Source organism: Streptomyces sp. NPDC045021 (assembly GCF_056432645.1).
Map to the genome: position 1 here is coordinate 1,457,642 of NZ_JBWKIQ010000001.1, position 15,739 is coordinate 1,473,380.

The 15,739-nt window shown below is 70.0% G+C and carries 13 protein-coding genes; 10 read left to right on the forward strand and 3 right to left on the reverse strand.

Features of this window, described 5'->3' with window-relative positions:
- Window positions 1–115: 115 nt before the first annotated feature.
- Complete coding sequence (locus AC07DC_RS06495; protein WP_478912358.1) at window positions 116–2,566, reverse strand: MFS transporter; 2,451 nt, start codon at window positions 2,564–2,566, stop codon at window positions 116–118.
- A gap of 202 nt (window positions 2,567–2,768) precedes the next feature.
- The gene (locus AC07DC_RS06500; RefSeq protein WP_478912360.1) at window positions 2,769–3,218 is read right to left on the reverse strand and encodes an SRPBCC family protein; all 450 of its coding nucleotides are present in this window, start codon (window positions 3,216–3,218) and stop codon (window positions 2,769–2,771) included.
- 102 nt (window positions 3,219–3,320) lie between these two features.
- Here AC07DC_RS06500 and AC07DC_RS06505 point away from each other — a divergent pair, with 102 nt between their 5' ends.
- Together AC07DC_RS06505 and AC07DC_RS06510 are read left to right on the forward strand one after the other, a co-directional pair.
- Complete coding sequence (locus AC07DC_RS06505; protein WP_478912362.1) at window positions 3,321–4,352, forward strand: Rv2578c family radical SAM protein; 1,032 nt, start codon at window positions 3,321–3,323, stop codon at window positions 4,350–4,352.
- A 10-nt stretch (window positions 4,353–4,362) separates the two neighbouring features.
- Window positions 4,363–4,878 (forward strand): N-acetyltransferase family protein, encoded by a 516-nt coding sequence (locus AC07DC_RS06510; protein ID WP_478912363.1) that lies wholly within the window; start codon window positions 4,363–4,365, stop codon window positions 4,876–4,878.
- Here the strand turns inward: AC07DC_RS06510 and AC07DC_RS06515 are convergent.
- On the reverse strand, window positions 4,875–5,396 hold the full coding sequence (locus tag AC07DC_RS06515) for a HEAT repeat domain-containing protein (RefSeq protein WP_478912365.1): 522 nt from the start codon (window positions 5,394–5,396) through the stop codon (window positions 4,875–4,877). The genes AC07DC_RS06510 and AC07DC_RS06515 overlap by 4 nt on opposite strands.
- Window positions 5,397–5,750: 354 nt before the next feature.
- Between AC07DC_RS06515 and AC07DC_RS06520 the strand changes: the two genes are divergently transcribed.
- From AC07DC_RS06520 to pssA, 8 genes are all read left to right on the forward strand, one after another.
- Complete coding sequence (locus AC07DC_RS06520) at window positions 5,751–7,565, forward strand: 3-hydroxyacyl-CoA dehydrogenase family protein (RefSeq protein ID WP_478912367.1); 1,815 nt, start codon at window positions 5,751–5,753, stop codon at window positions 7,563–7,565.
- Window positions 7,566–7,644: 79 nt separating this feature from the next.
- Window positions 7,645–8,475, forward strand: coding sequence for a TetR family transcriptional regulator (locus tag AC07DC_RS06525; RefSeq protein ID WP_478912369.1), 831 nt, complete (start codon window positions 7,645–7,647; stop codon window positions 8,473–8,475).
- Between the two features lie 398 nt (window positions 8,476–8,873).
- A complete protein-coding gene (gene ccrA, locus AC07DC_RS06530) occupies window positions 8,874–10,211 on the forward strand; it encodes a crotonyl-CoA carboxylase/reductase (RefSeq protein ID WP_478912371.1) in 1,338 nt (445 codons plus the stop codon).
- A complete protein-coding gene (locus AC07DC_RS06535) occupies window positions 10,211–12,208 on the forward strand; it encodes a protein meaA (protein ID WP_478912373.1) in 1,998 nt (665 codons plus the stop codon). Before ccrA ends, AC07DC_RS06535 begins: the two co-directional genes overlap by 1 nt.
- Before the next feature lie 2 nt (window positions 12,209–12,210).
- Window positions 12,211–12,717: a MaoC family dehydratase gene (locus AC07DC_RS06540; protein WP_277441394.1), complete on the forward strand. Its 507-nt coding sequence runs from the start codon at window positions 12,211–12,213 to the stop codon at window positions 12,715–12,717.
- A 1-nt stretch (window position 12,718) separates the two neighbouring features.
- Window positions 12,719–13,939, forward strand: coding sequence for an acyl-CoA dehydrogenase family protein (locus AC07DC_RS06545; protein WP_478912374.1), 1,221 nt, complete (start codon window positions 12,719–12,721; stop codon window positions 13,937–13,939).
- Between the two features lie 170 nt (window positions 13,940–14,109).
- The gene (locus tag AC07DC_RS06550; protein WP_478912376.1) at window positions 14,110–14,757 is read left to right on the forward strand and encodes a phosphatidylserine decarboxylase; all 648 of its coding nucleotides are present in this window, start codon (window positions 14,110–14,112) and stop codon (window positions 14,755–14,757) included.
- Window positions 14,744–15,586 (forward strand): CDP-diacylglycerol--serine O-phosphatidyltransferase, encoded by an 843-nt coding sequence (gene pssA, locus AC07DC_RS06555; protein WP_138355547.1) that lies wholly within the window; start codon window positions 14,744–14,746, stop codon window positions 15,584–15,586. Before AC07DC_RS06550 ends, pssA begins: the two co-directional genes overlap by 14 nt.
- Window positions 15,587–15,739: the final 153 nt, after the last annotated feature.

Below are 15,739 nucleotides of genomic sequence, written 5' to 3' on the forward strand. Positions count from 1 at the left end.
GCCGGCCGGCCCGGCGCCGCCCGGCGCACACCTCCCTCGGCGCGCCACGCGCCGAGGGAGTTCCGCACCATGTGCGCCCCCGGTCCCGTCCCCGTCGTGTCCCCGTCGATCCCTCTCAGTCCTCGTGCCCCAGTTGCAGGTCGCGTTCGGTGCGACCGCCGCCGGTGACCTGCAGGACGGTGGCCACCGGCGGGTAGCCGGCGGCGATCACGGTGTACTCCCCTGCCGCGAGATCGACGAAGCGGAAGTGGCCGTCGGCCCCCGTCGTCACCGAGTCCACCACGTTGCCCCCCGCGTCCAGCAGGGTGACCCGGGCGTCCTCGACCACCCGGCCGCCGGGCGCCCGAACGGTGCCGCGCAGCACCGCGCCGCCGGCCAGCTCGACGTCCTGCCGGGTCTCGCGGGCCGCCTGCACGGAGACCGGCAGCGCGGCGGGGCGGTAGGCCGGCGCGCTGGCGGCCAGCGTGTACTCGCCCGCCACCAGATCGGTCAGCACGTAGCTGCCCTCGCGGGCGCTGCGGGTGCTGGAGACGACGTCGCCGCGTACGTCCGTGAGCGTGACGATGGCTTCGCGGACGGGGGTGCCGTCGGAGGTGTGCACCGTGCCGGCCAGCCGGCCCGCACCGCCGAGCACCACGTCCAGCTCGACCGGCCGGTCCCCGACCGTGACGCTGACGGCCTGCGGCTGGTGGCCGCCCGCGGCCGCGATCAGCACGTAGCTGCCGGTGCCGGGGGTGCTGAGCGCGTACCGACCGTCCTCGCCGGTCGCCCCGCGGCCGATCTGCCTGCCGGTGACGTCGATCAGGGTGAGCGCGGCGCGGCCCACCGAGGTGCCGTCGGAGTGCTGGACCGTGCCGCAGACCGGGACTCCCCCGGCGTCGGCGGTGCGGCCGACGGCCGTCCTGGCCGGGGGGACGGCGGGATCGGAGACGGGACCGTACTGGGTCACCAGGGGTTTCTCCTTCAGGAGGAATGCGAGCAGGAAGCCGAGGACGAGCACCGGCACCAGGTACAGGAAGATCCGCGGCATGGCCTCCGCGTACGCCTGGACGTAGCCGTCGCGCAGCGCCGCGGGCAGCGTGTGCACCAGTTGCGGGGTGATCGACTGGGGGTCCGGCAGGCGGGCGCCGCGCGGGAGTTCGACGGCGAGCCGGTCGGCCAGCCGGTTGGCGAACAGCGTGCCGAAGACGGCCGCGCCGACGGATCCGCCGATCTGCCGGAAGTAGTTGTTGGCGCTGGTGGCGGCGCCGATGTCGGCCGGACGTACCGAGTTCTGCACGGCGAGCACCAGGACGGGCAGGACGAGTCCGATGCCGAGGCCGAGCACGGCCATGAAGGCGCTGTACTCGACGCGGGAGGTGCCCGCGTCGAGCAGGGACAGCAGCCACATGCCGAGCGCGGACAGGGCGCCGCCGAGCAGCGGGAAGATCTTGTAGCGGCCGGTCCTGCTGATCAGTTGGCCGGAGGCGACGGAGGCGAGGACGACGCCGAGCATCATCGGGAGCATCAGCAGCCCGGAGCCGGTGGCGCTGGCGCCGTCGACCATCTGCAGGAAGGTCGGCAGGTAGCTGGCGGCGCCGAAGAGCGCGACGCCGACGACCGCGCCGACCAGCGCGGTGACGTTGAAGATGCCGTCACGGAACAGCCGCAGCGGGATGACGGGTTCGGCCGCGAAGTGCTCGGCCAGGACGAAGAGCACGGCGCTGGCGAGGGCGCCGGCGCCGAGGCCGACAATCATCTCCGAGCGCCAGGCGTAGGTGGTGCCGCCCCAACTGGTCAGCAGCACCAGGCAGGTGGAGCCGGCCGCGAGCAGCAGCGCACCGAGCACGTCGAGCCTTGGCCGGATCGTGGGCCGGGGCAGCCGCAGCACGACGGTGATGAGGGCGAGGGTGAACAGGCCGAACGGCACGTTGATGTAGAAGCACCAGCGCCATGAGGTGTGGTCGGTGAAGAACCCGCCGAGCAGCGGTCCGGCGACGGACGCCACCCCGTAGGCGGCGCCGATCAGGCCCATGTAGCGGCCGCGTTCGCGGGGCGGGACGATGTCCGCCATGATCGCCTGCACGCCGATCATGAGCCCGCCGCCGCCGACGCCCTGTACGGCGCGGAAGGCGATCAGCTGGTCCATGGTGCGCGACCAGCCGGCCAGCGCGGAGCCGATGACGAAGACGACGATCGCGAACTGGAAGACCCGCTTGCGGCCGAAGAGGTCACCGAGTTTTCCGTAGATCGGCAGGCCGATGGTCGACGCGAGCAGGTACGCGGTGACAGCCCAGGACATCTTCTCCAGGCCGTGCAGCTCTCCGACGATCTTCGGGAGAGCGGTCGCCACGATCATCTGGTCGAGGGCGGCGAGCAGCAGCGTGAGCATCAGGCCGAGGAAGACCAGTCGCACTCTGCGCGGGGTCAGGTCGGCCGGGGGGATGCCGGTGGCCGAACCAGCAGAGCCGTTCGCGCCGGGTGGCGGGGCATCGGCCGGTTCGAGGCCGGGTGATGGCGTGCCGCTGCCCGCCGGCCCGGCCGGCCCGGACCTACCGGCCCGTTCGGCCAGAGTGGTTCCGCCCACGTGCCGCTCCCCTCGTCGCACCTGACTCGTCGCCCATTTCCCGCATTAAGCGACAACGACGAACAAGCCCGACGATTCTCCGAAGCGATGCAGAACCACCCGTACCAGTGAACGATCGAACCCGAAGGGGGCTGTTGCGCGCCCCGCCCCCTCGCTCCGGCTCTCCCCGACCCCGACCTCGGCCCCGACGGGACGGCCGTGGCTACTTGGCCGACTCGACCTCGGCGGCGAGCTTGGCGAGCACCTCGTCGTAGATGCGGCCGAGGCCCTTGGGTGCGAAGGTCCGCTCGAAGAAGCCGCCGATACCGCCGGCGCCGTCCCAGGTGGTGGTGGAGACGACCTTGGCCTGCCCGGTGCCCGCCGGAGTCACCGTCCACGTGGTGACCATGGACGAGTTGCGGTCGGCCTCGACCAGCTGCCCCGTGGTCGGCGTGGTGACGTCGAAGAGGCAGTCGCGGACGCGCTTGCTGGTGGCCTGCAGCTTCCAGTGCACGAGCGTGCCGGCGCCGCTGCCGCCCTCGCGGACCTCGTACTCGCTGAACTGCTCGGGAAGCAGGGTCTTCCTGGTGCCCGCGTAGTCCGCGAGAGCGTCGTACACCCGCTCCGGTGCCGCCTCGATGACCCGCTGGGTGGTGGCCTCCACCTGCGCCATTTCTTCTCCTCCGGTCCGTGCCCGCATGTGCCGGGCAAGCCAACCACACCCGCTAACCGAATATGTGTTCTATTCTATGGAGGAGCTACTGAGGAGGGCGTCATGCGCTGGGACAACCTGGGCCGCGACGAGGCCGCCACCACCACACCCGCGCTCTTCGGGACGGACGTGGTCACCAGGACCTTCGACACCCCCGAATTCCGCGGCATCACCTTCCACGAGGTGCGGGCCCGCTCGATCGTGAACCGCGTACCGGGCGCCTCGCAGATGCCGTTCGACTGGACGGTCAACCCGTACCGGGGCTGCAGCCACGCCTGCGTCTACTGCTTCGCCCGCAAGACGCACAGCTATCTCGACCTCGACACCGGGCTCGACTTCGACTCGCAGATCATCGTCAAGGTGAACGCGCCCGAGCTGCTGCGCAAGGAGCTCGCCGGGCCCCGCTGGCAGGGACAGCACATCGCCATGGGCACCAACGTGGACTGCTACCAGCGGGCCGAGGGCCGCTACCGGCTCATGCCCGGCATCATCGGCGCGCTGCGCGACCACGCCAATCCGTTCTCGATCCTCACCAAGGGCTCGCTGATCCTGCGCGACCTGGACCTGCTGCGGCAGGCGGCCCGGGTCACCGAGGTCTCCACGGCCGTCTCCGTCGGCTTCCTCGACCGCGAGCTGTGGCGCACCGTCGAACCGGGCACCCCGTCCCCGGGCAAGCGGCTGGAGGTCTGCCGGACACTGAACGAGAACGGCATCCCCTGTGGCGTCCTGATGGCGCCCGTGCTGCCGTACCTCAGTGACTCACCGGAGCAGTTGCGCGCCGCCGTCCACGCCATCGCGCGGTCCGGGGCGACCTCCGTCACCCCGCTCGTCCTCCACCTGCGGCCGGGCGCCCGGGAGTGGTACCTCGCCTGGCTCTCCGTGCATCATCCGCGGCTGCTGGGCCGCTACAAGGCGCTCTACGCGGACGGCTCCTACGCCCCCACGTGGTACCAGCGGCGGATCACCCGTCAGGTGCACGAGTTCGCGACGGAGTTCGGCATCGGCCCGGCCCGCTCCGGCGCCCTGCGAGCCGTTCCCCCGCCCGCCGCCGCCCCGGTGGAAGTCGACGCGCCCACCCAGCTGTCGCTGCTCTAGTCTCCTGCCCATGACCGATGTTCGAGTGATGACCGGCGACGACATCGACGCCGTTTCCGCGATCCGGGTGCGCGGCTGGCAGAGCGCGTACGCGGGCATCGTGCCGCAGGGCTACCTCGACGCGATGTCGGCGCCGGCGGACGCGGCCCGTCGCCGCGAGTGGTTCGCGAACGACACCGGCCGGGTGGAGAACCTCGTGTCGGCCGACGGGGCCGAGGTCATCGGCTGGGCCGCCCACGGCCCGTACCGGGGCGAGGACGCCGAGCCGGGCGACGGCGAGCTGTACGCGATCTACGTCCGCCCGGATCTGATCGGCACCGGCGCCGGCCGCGCGCTCGTCGGCGCGGTGCTGTCCCGGGCGGCGGACCGCGGCTTCCCGCGCCTGCGGCTCTGGGTACTGGCCGACAACGCGCGCGCCCGGCGGTTCTACGAGAAGGCCGGCTTCGTGGCCGACGGCGCGGAACAGCAGGAGGACTACGACGACGTGTTCCTGCGCGAGGTGCGCTACGTCCGCGGCACCTCCTAAGACCCGTCGGACCCGTCGGGCTCGTAGCAGCCGATCCGTTCGAGGGCCGCGCGGGCGGCGGTGCGCAGCCGGGGATGCGCGCACGCGGCGCGCAGGACCGTCGCGGCCCGGGGGTCGCCGAGCTCGCCGAGCCCCTCCACGCAGGCGGGAACGGCGTCCCAGCCGAGGGCCTGCTCGGCCAGCAGCCGGTCCAGGGTCTCGATGAGCGCGGGGACGGATTCCGGAGCGCGCAGTTCGACCAGCAGCCGGATCGGCTGTACGGCGTAGGCGACCCGGAGCGGATTGGTCGCGAGCGCGGCGGCGGCCCGCGCGGTGCGGGGGTCCCCCAGACGGGCCAACGCGCGGGCCGCGGTCTCGGCCCGCGCGGGCTCGCGGTAGTTGAGCAGCAGGGCGAGGGTCTCGAAGGCTCTCCGGTCGCCCGCGCCGGCCAGGGCCACGGCGGCGGCCTCCCTGGCTTCCAGGGGCTGTCCCGGTGCGGTGAGTACGCCGGCCAGTTCGTCGCGCGCTGCGGAATCCACCCGCTCAGCCTACGGCGCGCTCATCTGTACGCGGTACAGATCACATGGGCGGTGGTCTGGCGCGTAGGTTACTGGCCGGTTACCCTCGGACCAACGTGCACGGCAGCCTGGTGACGCAGCCGCCGCGCACAGCTCGGAACGCACCACCCTCACGCAGTACGAGCACGCACCACCGCTCAGCAGCAGGCACCACATCACGTCGGTTCGGCACCATCGCGGCGCAGCCCCGGGACAGGGCTCGCCCTTCACCTCATGCGGGCATCCACCCCTTCTCCGTGGCCCGCGACTCCACCAACTCCTCAGCCGCGCGCGCCTCCCGGCAGCCGCGGTCTCCTCAGCATCTGGAGTTTCGCGATGGACCGTCCGTCCAGCAGCAGTCCCCTGCCCTCCCTCGTCCTTCCCACCGTCGCCGTCGTCGGCCTCGGCACCATGGGCGCCGGAATCGCCGAGGTCATGGCCCGCGCCGGCCATGAGGTCATCGGCATCGACACCAACGACACCGCCGCCCGCACGGCCGTCACGGCCCTGGACCAGTCCACGGCGCGCGCCGTGGAGCGCGGCCGGATCACCGAGGCCGAGCGCGCCGACACCCTCGCGCGGTTCCGCACCTTCTCCGATCTGCAGGCGGCCGCCGAGGCCGACCTGGTCATCGAGGTCGTGAACGAGCAGTTCGAGGTCAAGCAGACGGTCTTCGAGGCGCTCGACCTGATCGTGAAGCCGGACGCGATCATCGCGACGGGCACCAACGCCCTGTCGGTGACCCGGCTGGCCTCGCACACCTCGCGCCCGGACCGCGTCCTCGGGCTGCACTTCTTCGCCCCGGCGCCCGCCATGAAGCTGGTCGAGGTGGTCTCCACCGTCCTGACCTCGCCGGAGGCGACCGCTTCGGTGACCGCGCTGGTGCGCGCGCTCGGCAAGGAGCCGGTCCCGGTCGGCGACCGGCCCGGTTTCATCGCCGACGGCCTGCTCTTCGGCTACCTCAACCAGGCCGCGGCGATGTACGAGTCGAAGTACGCGACCCGCGAGGACATCGACGCCGCGATGCGGCTCGGCTGCGGCCTGCCGATGGGCCCGCTGGCGCTGCTCGACCTGATCGGCATCGACACCGCGCAGACCGTCCTGGAGGCGATGTACGAGGCGTCCCACGACCGGCTGCACGCGCCGGCCCCGATCCTCGGCCAGCTGGCCGCGGCCGGTCTGTCGGGTCGCAAGTCGGGCCGCGGCTTCTACACCTACGAGGCGCCCGGCAGCGAGGCCGTCGTCACCGACGCCTCGACCCCGGACACCGCCGGGACCGCCGGTGTCGCGGGCCGCGACGTCCGCAGCGTGGGCGTCGCCGGGTCCGGCACGATGGCGACGGGTATTGCCGAGGTGTTCGCGAAGGCCGGCTACGACGTCGTGCTGGCCGCCCGCTCGCAGGAGAAGGCCGACCAGGCCGTCGCCAAGCTGGCCAAGTCGCTGGACCGTTCGGTCGCCAAGGGACGGCTGACGCAGGAGCAGCGCGACGCGGCCGTCGCGCGGGTGACGCCGGCCGGTTCGTACGACGCCTTCGGCGACGTGGACCTGGCCGTGGAGGCGGTCGCCGAGGACCTCGCCGTCAAGCAGCGGCTCTTCGCCGCGCTGGACGAGGTGTGCAAGCCCGGTGCGGTGCTCGCCACCACGACGTCCTCGCTGCCCGTCATCGCCATCGCCCGCGCGACCTCGCGCCCGCGGGACGTGATCGGGATGCACTTCTTCAACCCGGCGCCCGCGATGAAGCTCGTCGAGGTCGTTCGTACCGTCCTGACCTCGGACGATGTGCACGCCACGGTCCGCGAGGTGTGCGCGAAGGTGCGCAAGCACGCCGTGGACTGCGGGGACCGGGCCGGCTTCATCGTCAACGCCCTGCTGTTCCCGTACCTGAACAACGCGGTGAAGATGGTCCAGGAGAACTACGCGACGGTGGCGGACATCGACACCGCGATGAAGCTCGGCGGCGGGTACCCGATGGGCCCGTTCGAGCTGCTGGACGTCGTCGGCCTGGATGTGTCGCTGGCGATCGAGCAGGTGCTGCACAAGGAGTTCCGCGACCCGGGCCTGGCGCCCTCGCCGCTGCTGGAGCACCTGGTGTCGGCGGGGTGCCTGGGCCGCAAGACGGGCCGCGGCTTCCGCGAGTATGCCCGGCGCTGATCATGAGGGCGGCTGGGGTGGTCTGCTCGGCCCGCGAGGGCCGTCCCGGCCGCCCCGTACGTCCCGCGCGGGCCCGGCCATGGAGTACGTTCCACGTATGGCCCAGCCCCTCAAGTCCGCGACGAAGAGCACCGCCGAAGGCCCGGCGCCGGCGACGGCGAACGGCCGCCGTGCCGCCGCCCAGCGCCACCGGGTGCGGCAGGACCTCGCCGCCTCCGCGATGCACCTGTTCGCGTCCCGGGGGTACGAGGCCACGACCGTGGACGACATCGCGGCGGCGGCCGGGGTGGCCCGCAGGACGTTCTTCCGCCATTTCCGGTCCAAGGAAGAGGCGATCTTCCCCGACCACGACGACACCCTGGTGCGGGTCCAGGCCGTCCTGGACTCCGCCGAACCCCATGAGCACCCGCTGGACACCGTCTGCCGCGGTATCACCGAGGTGCTGCGGATGTACGCGGAGTCCCCCGAGGTCTCCGTGGAGCGGTACCGGCTGACCCGTGAGGTGCCGACGCTGCGGGAGCGCGAGATCGCTTCGGTGGCCCGCTACGAGCGGCTGTTCACCCGCTATCTGCTGGGTCACTTCGACGAGTCGGCGCACCATGACGGCGACGACGACCCGCTGCTCGCCGAGGTCGCCGCGTCGGCCGTGGTGGCGGCGCACAACCATGTGCTGCGGCGCTGGCTGCGGGCCGGCGGCAAGGGCGACGTGGAGGCGCAGCTGGACCACGCCTTCGACGTGATCAAGGCGACCTTCGGCACCGGCATAGGGGTCGGGCGGCTGTCCGGGCCCCCTTCGACGCCCGCCGCGGCGGTCTCGCAGACCGGTGAGGTGGTGGTCACGGTGGCGCGTACGGACGCCTCCCCCGCCGAAGTGATGCGGGTCATCGAGCGGGCGCTGCGGGGCGGCTGACCGCCCGCCCAGCCTCCTCAGAGGTGCACAACAGCGGCCGTCCGGGCAATCCGGGCGGCCGCTGTTGCTCGTTTGTGGCGCCGGGATGACACTTGAGAGAAATTGTTGGCACGCAGTGTCTTTACGAGTGGCACCGCGTGCCATAACGTAAGCCGTGTCCGGGCGGGCGGCGTGTGGTGATCCCACGCACGCCGTCTGTCCCCAAAGGCCCGGACGCCTGCGTCACAGGCATCCCCGGACCCGTCCGGGGGAACCACCGCGCCACCGCGCGCACCGGTTTCACCCGTGCGACCGTCACGGGAGCAGTACCCCCGCCGAACCGACGGCACCAGTCACCCGTCAGCCCTCGCCGACGTTCCCTCAAACGTTTCTACGTCGCGCTTCGCCGGAGGCACCCCGTGAAGGAAATCCTGGACGCGATTCTCGCGTCGGACAGCTCCGCCGCCGACTTCGCAGCCCTGCCGCTGCCCGAGTCGTACCGCGCCATCACCGTCCACAAGGACGAGGCCGAGATGTTCGCCGGCCTCGACAGCCGCGACAAGGACCCGCGCAAGTCCCTGCACCTGGACGACGTGCGGGTTCCCGAGCTCGGTCCCGGTGAGGCCCTTGTCGCCGTCATGGCCAGCTCGGTGAATTACAACTCCGTCTGGACCTCGATCTTCGAGCCGGTCTCCACGTTCACGTTCCTGGAGCGGTACGGGAAGCTCTCGCCGCTCTCCAAGCGGCACGACCTGCCGTACCACGTGATCGGCTCCGACCTCGCGGGCGTCGTGCTGCGCACCGGCCCGGGCGTCAACGCCTGGCACCCCGGTGACAAGGTCGTGGCGCACTGCCTCTCGGTCGAGCTGGAGTCCTCCGACGGCCACAACGACACGATGCTCGACCCCGAGCAGCGCATCTGGGGCTTCGAGACCAACTTCGGCGGCCTCGCCGAGATCGCGCTCGTCAAGTCCAACCAGCTGATGCCCAAGCCCGCGCACCTCAGCTGGGAGGAGGCCGCCGCCCCCGGCCTGGTGAACTCCACCGCCTACCGCCAGCTGGTGTCCCGCAACGGCGCCGGCATGAAGCAGGGCGACAACGTCCTCATCTGGGGCGCGTCCGGCGGACTCGGCTCCTACGCCACCCAGTTCGCGCTGGCCGGCGGCGCCAACCCGATCTGCGTGGTCTCCAGCGACAAGAAGGCCGACATCTGCCGGGCGATGGGCGCCGAGGCGATCATCGACCGCAGCGCCGAGGACTACAAGTTCTGGAAGGACGAGCACACCCAGGACCCGCGCGAGTGGAAGCGGCTGGGCAAGCGGATCCGCGAACTGACCGGCGGCGAGGACGTGGACATCGTCTTCGAGCACCCGGGCCGCGAGACCTTCGGCGCGAGCGTGTACGTCACCCGCAAGGGCGGCACGATCGTCACCTGCGCCTCGACCTCGGGCTACAACCACGAGTACGACAACCGCTACCTGTGGATGTCGCTCAAGAAGATCGTCGGCTCGCACTTCGCCAACTACCGCGAGGCGTGGGAGGCCAACCGCCTGGTCGCCAAGGGCAAGATCCACCCGACGCTGTCGAAGACGTACACCCTGGAGGAGACCGGCCAGGCCGCGTTCGACGTCCACCGCAACCTCCACCAGGGCAAGGTCGGCGTCCTGGCGCTGGCCCCGGGCGAGGGTCTCGGTGTCACCGACCACGAGTTGCGCGAGAAGCACCTGCCGGCGATCAACCGCTTCCGGAACATCTGATGCCGAGGCGCGAGAAGGACCGTCCGTGGCTCATGCGGACGTACGCCGGCCACTCCACCGCCGAGGCGTCCAACGAGTTGTACAAGAACAACCTCGCGAAGGGGCAGACCGGCCTGTCCGTCGCGTTCGACCTGCCGACCCAGACCGGGTACGACCCCGACCACATCCTCGCCCGCGGCGAGGTCGGCCGGGTCGGCGTCCCGGTCTCGCACATCGGTGACATGCGGCGGCTCTTCCAGGACATCCCCCTGGAGGGGATGAACACCTCGATGACCATCAACGCCACCGCCATGTGGCTGCTGGCGATGTACCAGGTGGTCGCCGAGGAGCAGGGCGCGGACATCAGCAAGCTCCAGGGGACGACGCAGAACGACATCGTCAAGGAGTACCTGTCGCGCGGGACGCATGTCTTCCCGCCCGGCCCCTCACTGCGGCTGACCACCGACATGATCACGTACACGGTCAACAACATCCCCAAGTGGAATCCGATCAACATCTGCAGCTACCACCTGCAGGAGGCCGGGGCCACGCCGGTCCAGGAGATCGCCTTCGCGATGTCCACCGCGATCGCCGTCCTGGACGCGGTGTTCGCCTCGGGGCAGATCCCGGAGGACCGCCGCGGCGAGGTGGTCGCCCGGATCTCGTTCTTCGTGAACGCGGGTGTCCGCTTCATCGAGGAAATGTGCAAGATGCGGGCTTTCGGGCGCCTCTGGGACACCGTCACCCGGGAGCGCTACGGCATCGAGGACGCCAAGCAGCGCCGGTTCCGCTACGGCGTGCAGGTCAACTCGCTGGGGCTGACCGAGGCCCAGCCGGAGAACAACGTCCAGCGCATCGTCCTGGAGATGCTGGCCGTCACGCTCTCCAAGGACGCCCGCGCCCGCGCCGTGCAACTTCCCGCCTGGAACGAGGCGCTGGGCCTGCCGCGGCCCTGGGACCAGCAGTGGAGCCTGCGCATCCAGCAGGTGCTCGCCCATGAGAGCGACCTGCTGGAGTACGAGGACATCTTCGAGGGCAGCCACGTCATCGAGGCCAAGGTCACCGAGCTCATGGAGCTGGTGACGGCCGAGATGGAGCGCATCGAGAAGATGGGCGGCGCGATGGCCGCCGTCGAGTCCGGCTACCTGAAGTCGGCGCTGGTCTCCTCGCACGCCGAGCGCCGCGCCCGCATCGAGTCGGGCGAGGAGAAGATCGTCGGCGTCAACTCCTACCAGGGCACCGAGCCCAGCCCGCTCACCGCCGACCTCGACACCGCCATCATGACCGTCGACCCGGCCAACGAGGCGCGCGTCGTGAGCGCGCTGCACACCTGGCGGGACAACCGCGACGAGCAGCGCGCCCAGGAGTCGGTCGCGGCGCTGAAGGCCGCTGCGGCGGGCAGCGAGAACCTGATGGCCGCGACCCTGGAGTGCGTACGCGCCGGTGTCACGACCGGCGAGTGGTCCTGGGCGCTGCGGGACGTCTTCGGCGAATTCCGCGCCCCCACGGGCGTCAGCAGCGCCCCGGTGGCGGTCACCGCCGAGGCGGGCACCCCACTGGCCGAGGTCCGTCGCAAGGTCGCCGCGACCGCCGCCGAACTCGGCAGCGGCAAGCTCCGGCTGCTGGTCGGCAAGCCGGGCCTGGACGGGCACTCCAACGGCGCCGAGCAGATCGCCGTACGGGCCCGCGACGCCGGCTTCGAAGTGGTCTACCAGGGCATTCGGCTCACCCCCGAGCAGATCGTCTCCGCGGCCGTGGCCGAGGATGTGCACTGCGTGGGCCTGTCGATCCTGTCCGGTTCGCACGCGGCCCTGGTGCCGGACGTGCTGGACCGGCTGCGCCGGGCCGGCGTGGACGACGTACCGGTGATCGCCGGCGGGATCATCCCGCCGGCGGACGCGGCGGCGTTGCGCGCCGCCGGGGTGGCGGCGGTGTTCACCCCGAAGGACTTCGGTATCACTGAGATCATCGGCCGGATCGTGGACGAGATCCGGCTCGCGAACAAGTTGGAGGTATGACGGTGCAGTTCGGTCGCACTTACGAGGAGTTCGAGGTCGGTGCTGTCTACAAGCACTGGCCCGGAAAGACGGTCACCGAGTACGACGACCACCTCTTCTGCCTCCTCACGATGAACCACCACCCGCTCCACATGGACGCGAACTACGCCGAGAACACCACCGACTTCGGCAAGAACGTCGTGGTGGGGAACTACATCTACTCCCTGCTGCTGGGCATGTCCGTGCCGGACGTGTCGGGCAAGGCGATCGCCAACCTGGAGGTCGAGTCGCTCAAGCACGTGGCGCCGACGTTCCACGGCGACACCATCTACGGGCAGACCACCGTCCTGGACAAGTGGCCGTCCAAGTCGAAGGACGACCGCGGCATCGTCTACGTCGAGACCAAGGGCTACAAGCAGGACGGCACCCTGGTGTGCGTCTTCCGCCGCAAGGTCATGGTCCCCACCGCCACGTACATCAAGGAACGCGGCGGCGAGCAGCCCGGCCGCCCCGACCTGCAGGAGAACTGACATGAGCCGTCTCGCTCAGACCGACGGGCTGACCGACATCCAGCGGGAGATCCTCTCCACCGTCCGCAGCTTCGTGGACAAGGAGATCCTGCCGGTCGCGACGGAGCTGGAACACCGCGACGAGTACCCCACCGAAATCGTTGAAGGTTTGAAGGAACTTGGCATCTTCGGGCTGATGATTCCCGAGGAGTACGGGGGTCTTGGTGAGTCTCTTCTCACATACGCCCTCACAGTCGAGGAGATTGCCCGCGGCTGGATGAGTGTGTCCGGAATTATCAACACTCACTTCATCGTCGCCTACATGCTCAAGCAGCACGGAACGCAGGAGCAGAAGGAGTACTTCCTGCCCCGCATGGCGGCCGGCGAGGTGCGTGGCGCCTTCTCGATGTCCGAGCCCGGGATGGGCTCCGACGTCTCCGCGATCCGCACCAAGGGCGTCCGGGACGGCGACGACTACGTCATCAACGGCCAGAAGATGTGGCTGACGAACGGTGGTTCGTCCAACCTGGTGGCCGTGCTCTGCAAGACCGACGAGGGCCTCTCCCCCGAGGAAGCGGCGGCCAAGCCGCACAAGTCGATGACGACCTTCCTCATCGAGAAGGAGCCGGGCTTCGGTCCGAATCCGACGGTTCCCGGGCTCACCGTGCCCGGCAAAATCGAGAAGATGGGCTACAAGGGCGTCGACACGACGGAAATGATCCTGGAGGACGTCAGGATCCCGTCGAACCGCGTTCTCGGAGGTCAGAGCGGTCGCGGCTTCTACCAGATGATGGACGGCGTCGAGGTCGGCCGGGTCAATGTGGCGGCGCGCGGCTGCGGAGTCGCACAGCGCGCGTTCGAGCTCGGGATCTCCTACGCGCAACAACGCCACACCTTCGGCAAGCCGATCATCGAGCACCAGGCGATCTCCTTCAAGCTCGCCGAGATGGCGACCAAGGTCGAGGCCGCGCACGCGATGATGGTCAACGCCGCCCGCAAGAAGGACTCCGGCCACCGCAACGACCTCGAGGCCGGCATGGCGAAGTACCTGGCCTCGGAGTACTGCAAGGAGGTCGTGGAGGACGCCTTCCGCATCCACGGCGGGTACGGCTTCTCGAAGGAATACGAGATCGAGCGGCTCTACCGGGAGGCCCCGATGCTCCTGATCGGTGAAGGTACCGCTGAGATCCAGAAAATGATCATTGGCCGCAGGCTGCTGGAGGAGTATCGTATCCAGGGTTAAATGTCCTGATATAAACGATATATCCGAGGTGAAGGTCACACCCAGTCATCGGTTACCGGCCATCGACTCGCCCTCGCGCTTGCCGAGTTGTGGGTGCCAACCGATACCATCTTGGTAAAGCCGCCGTCCCCAGAACCATCTTGCGGCATCCTCCGCTACGAAGGTCTTCCATGCCCCACAGCCATTCCTCTGCACCTCGCGGCCGGGTCCGCCTCGCGCGCGGAGCGTCGCCGTGGCTCCTCCCGACTGTTGCCACCGCGGCAGTCAGCCTTGTCCGCGCCCGCCGCTCCGGGCGCTGGGCGGCCGTGGCCGTGCCCACCACCGCCCTGGCGGCGGGCATGCTGTGGTTCTTCCGTGACCCTGAGCGAGAGATCGCTCAGGGCCGGGTGATCTCACCTGCCGATGGCGTGGTGCAGAGCATCATGCCGTGGAAGGACGGGCGTACCCGCGTCGCGATCTTCATGAGCCCGCTGAACGTCCATGTGAACCGCGCACCGCTCGCGGGCACCGTCACCTCCGTGGAACACATCCCCGGCGGGTTCGTACCGGCGTTCAACAAGGAGAGCGAGAACAACGAGCGCGTTGTCTGGCACTTCGACACCGAACTCGGTGACATCGAGATGGTGCAGATCGCCGGCGCCGTGGCCCGCCGCATCGTGCCCTACGTGCCCTCGGGCACCAAGGTCGAGCAGGGCGAGCGCATCGGTCTGATCCGTTTCGGCTCCCGCGTCGACGTCTATCTCCCGGAGGGCGTCCTGCCCGATGTCGAGGTCGGCCAGACCACCATGGCTGGGGTGACTCGTCTTGACCGTGATTGATCCCGACACACAGGCCCCCTGGGTCACCGAGCTGGAGGAAGAGGTCGACGACCTCCCGCTGTCCACGCGGCTGTCCATCGCGGACACCCTCACTCTCGGTAACGCCATCTGCGGATTCATGGCCGTGTACTTCACGACCACCGGAGTGCTGGTGCCGCACCTCATGGGCACCGCCGACGGCGGCATGGCGCGGCACAACGCCGCGACGGCCGTGACGCTGATGCTGATGGCGTCCGTCTTCGACCTCCTGGACGGGCTGGTGGCGCGTAAGCTCCGCAGCTCCGCGATGGGAGCCGAGCTCGACAACCTGTCGGACCTGATCAGCTTCGGCCTCGCACCCGCGTACTTCGTGGTGGTGTGGGGGCTTGTCGCGGACGATGCGCACGGTCGGGTCTCGGCGGTGGCCGCGGTCGTCGTCCTGCTCGCCGTGGTCCTCAGACTCGCGCGCTTCTCCTGCACCACGGTGCGGGACGGCGTCTTCCAGGGCATGCCAAGTCCCTTCGGCGCCATGACGGTCGTCTCCGTCGTCCTGCTGGAGCTGCCGTTCATCCCGACGCTGCTGGCGATCGTCGGTGTGGCGTGGCTGATGATGAGCCGCGTCGAGTACCCCAAGCCCCGCGGTCGGCTCGCGCTGATCACGCTGGCCTGGATCTTCATCAGCATGGGCTGCCTCGCGGCCTGGACGCTGGACGTACCGGGCGGGCACCTGCTGCTCCAGACCGGTGCGGCGCTCCAGATCGTCGCCGCGGCGGTCATCCCGCTCTTCGCGACAACGCGTCGGGTGAACACGTTCCGTAACAATCGCCGTGAGGCGCGCGCCGAGCAGTGACGGCGCCGCCGCCGAGCACGCGGTGCACAGACGAAGGGCCCCGGGCGATCGCCCGGGGCCTTTCGCGTGCTCGCCCCGGCCGGTCGCGGAGCAACGGACGACGTAACAGATTCTCAACAACCCACCCTCTCCCGGCGGTTCGACTGGTCGTCC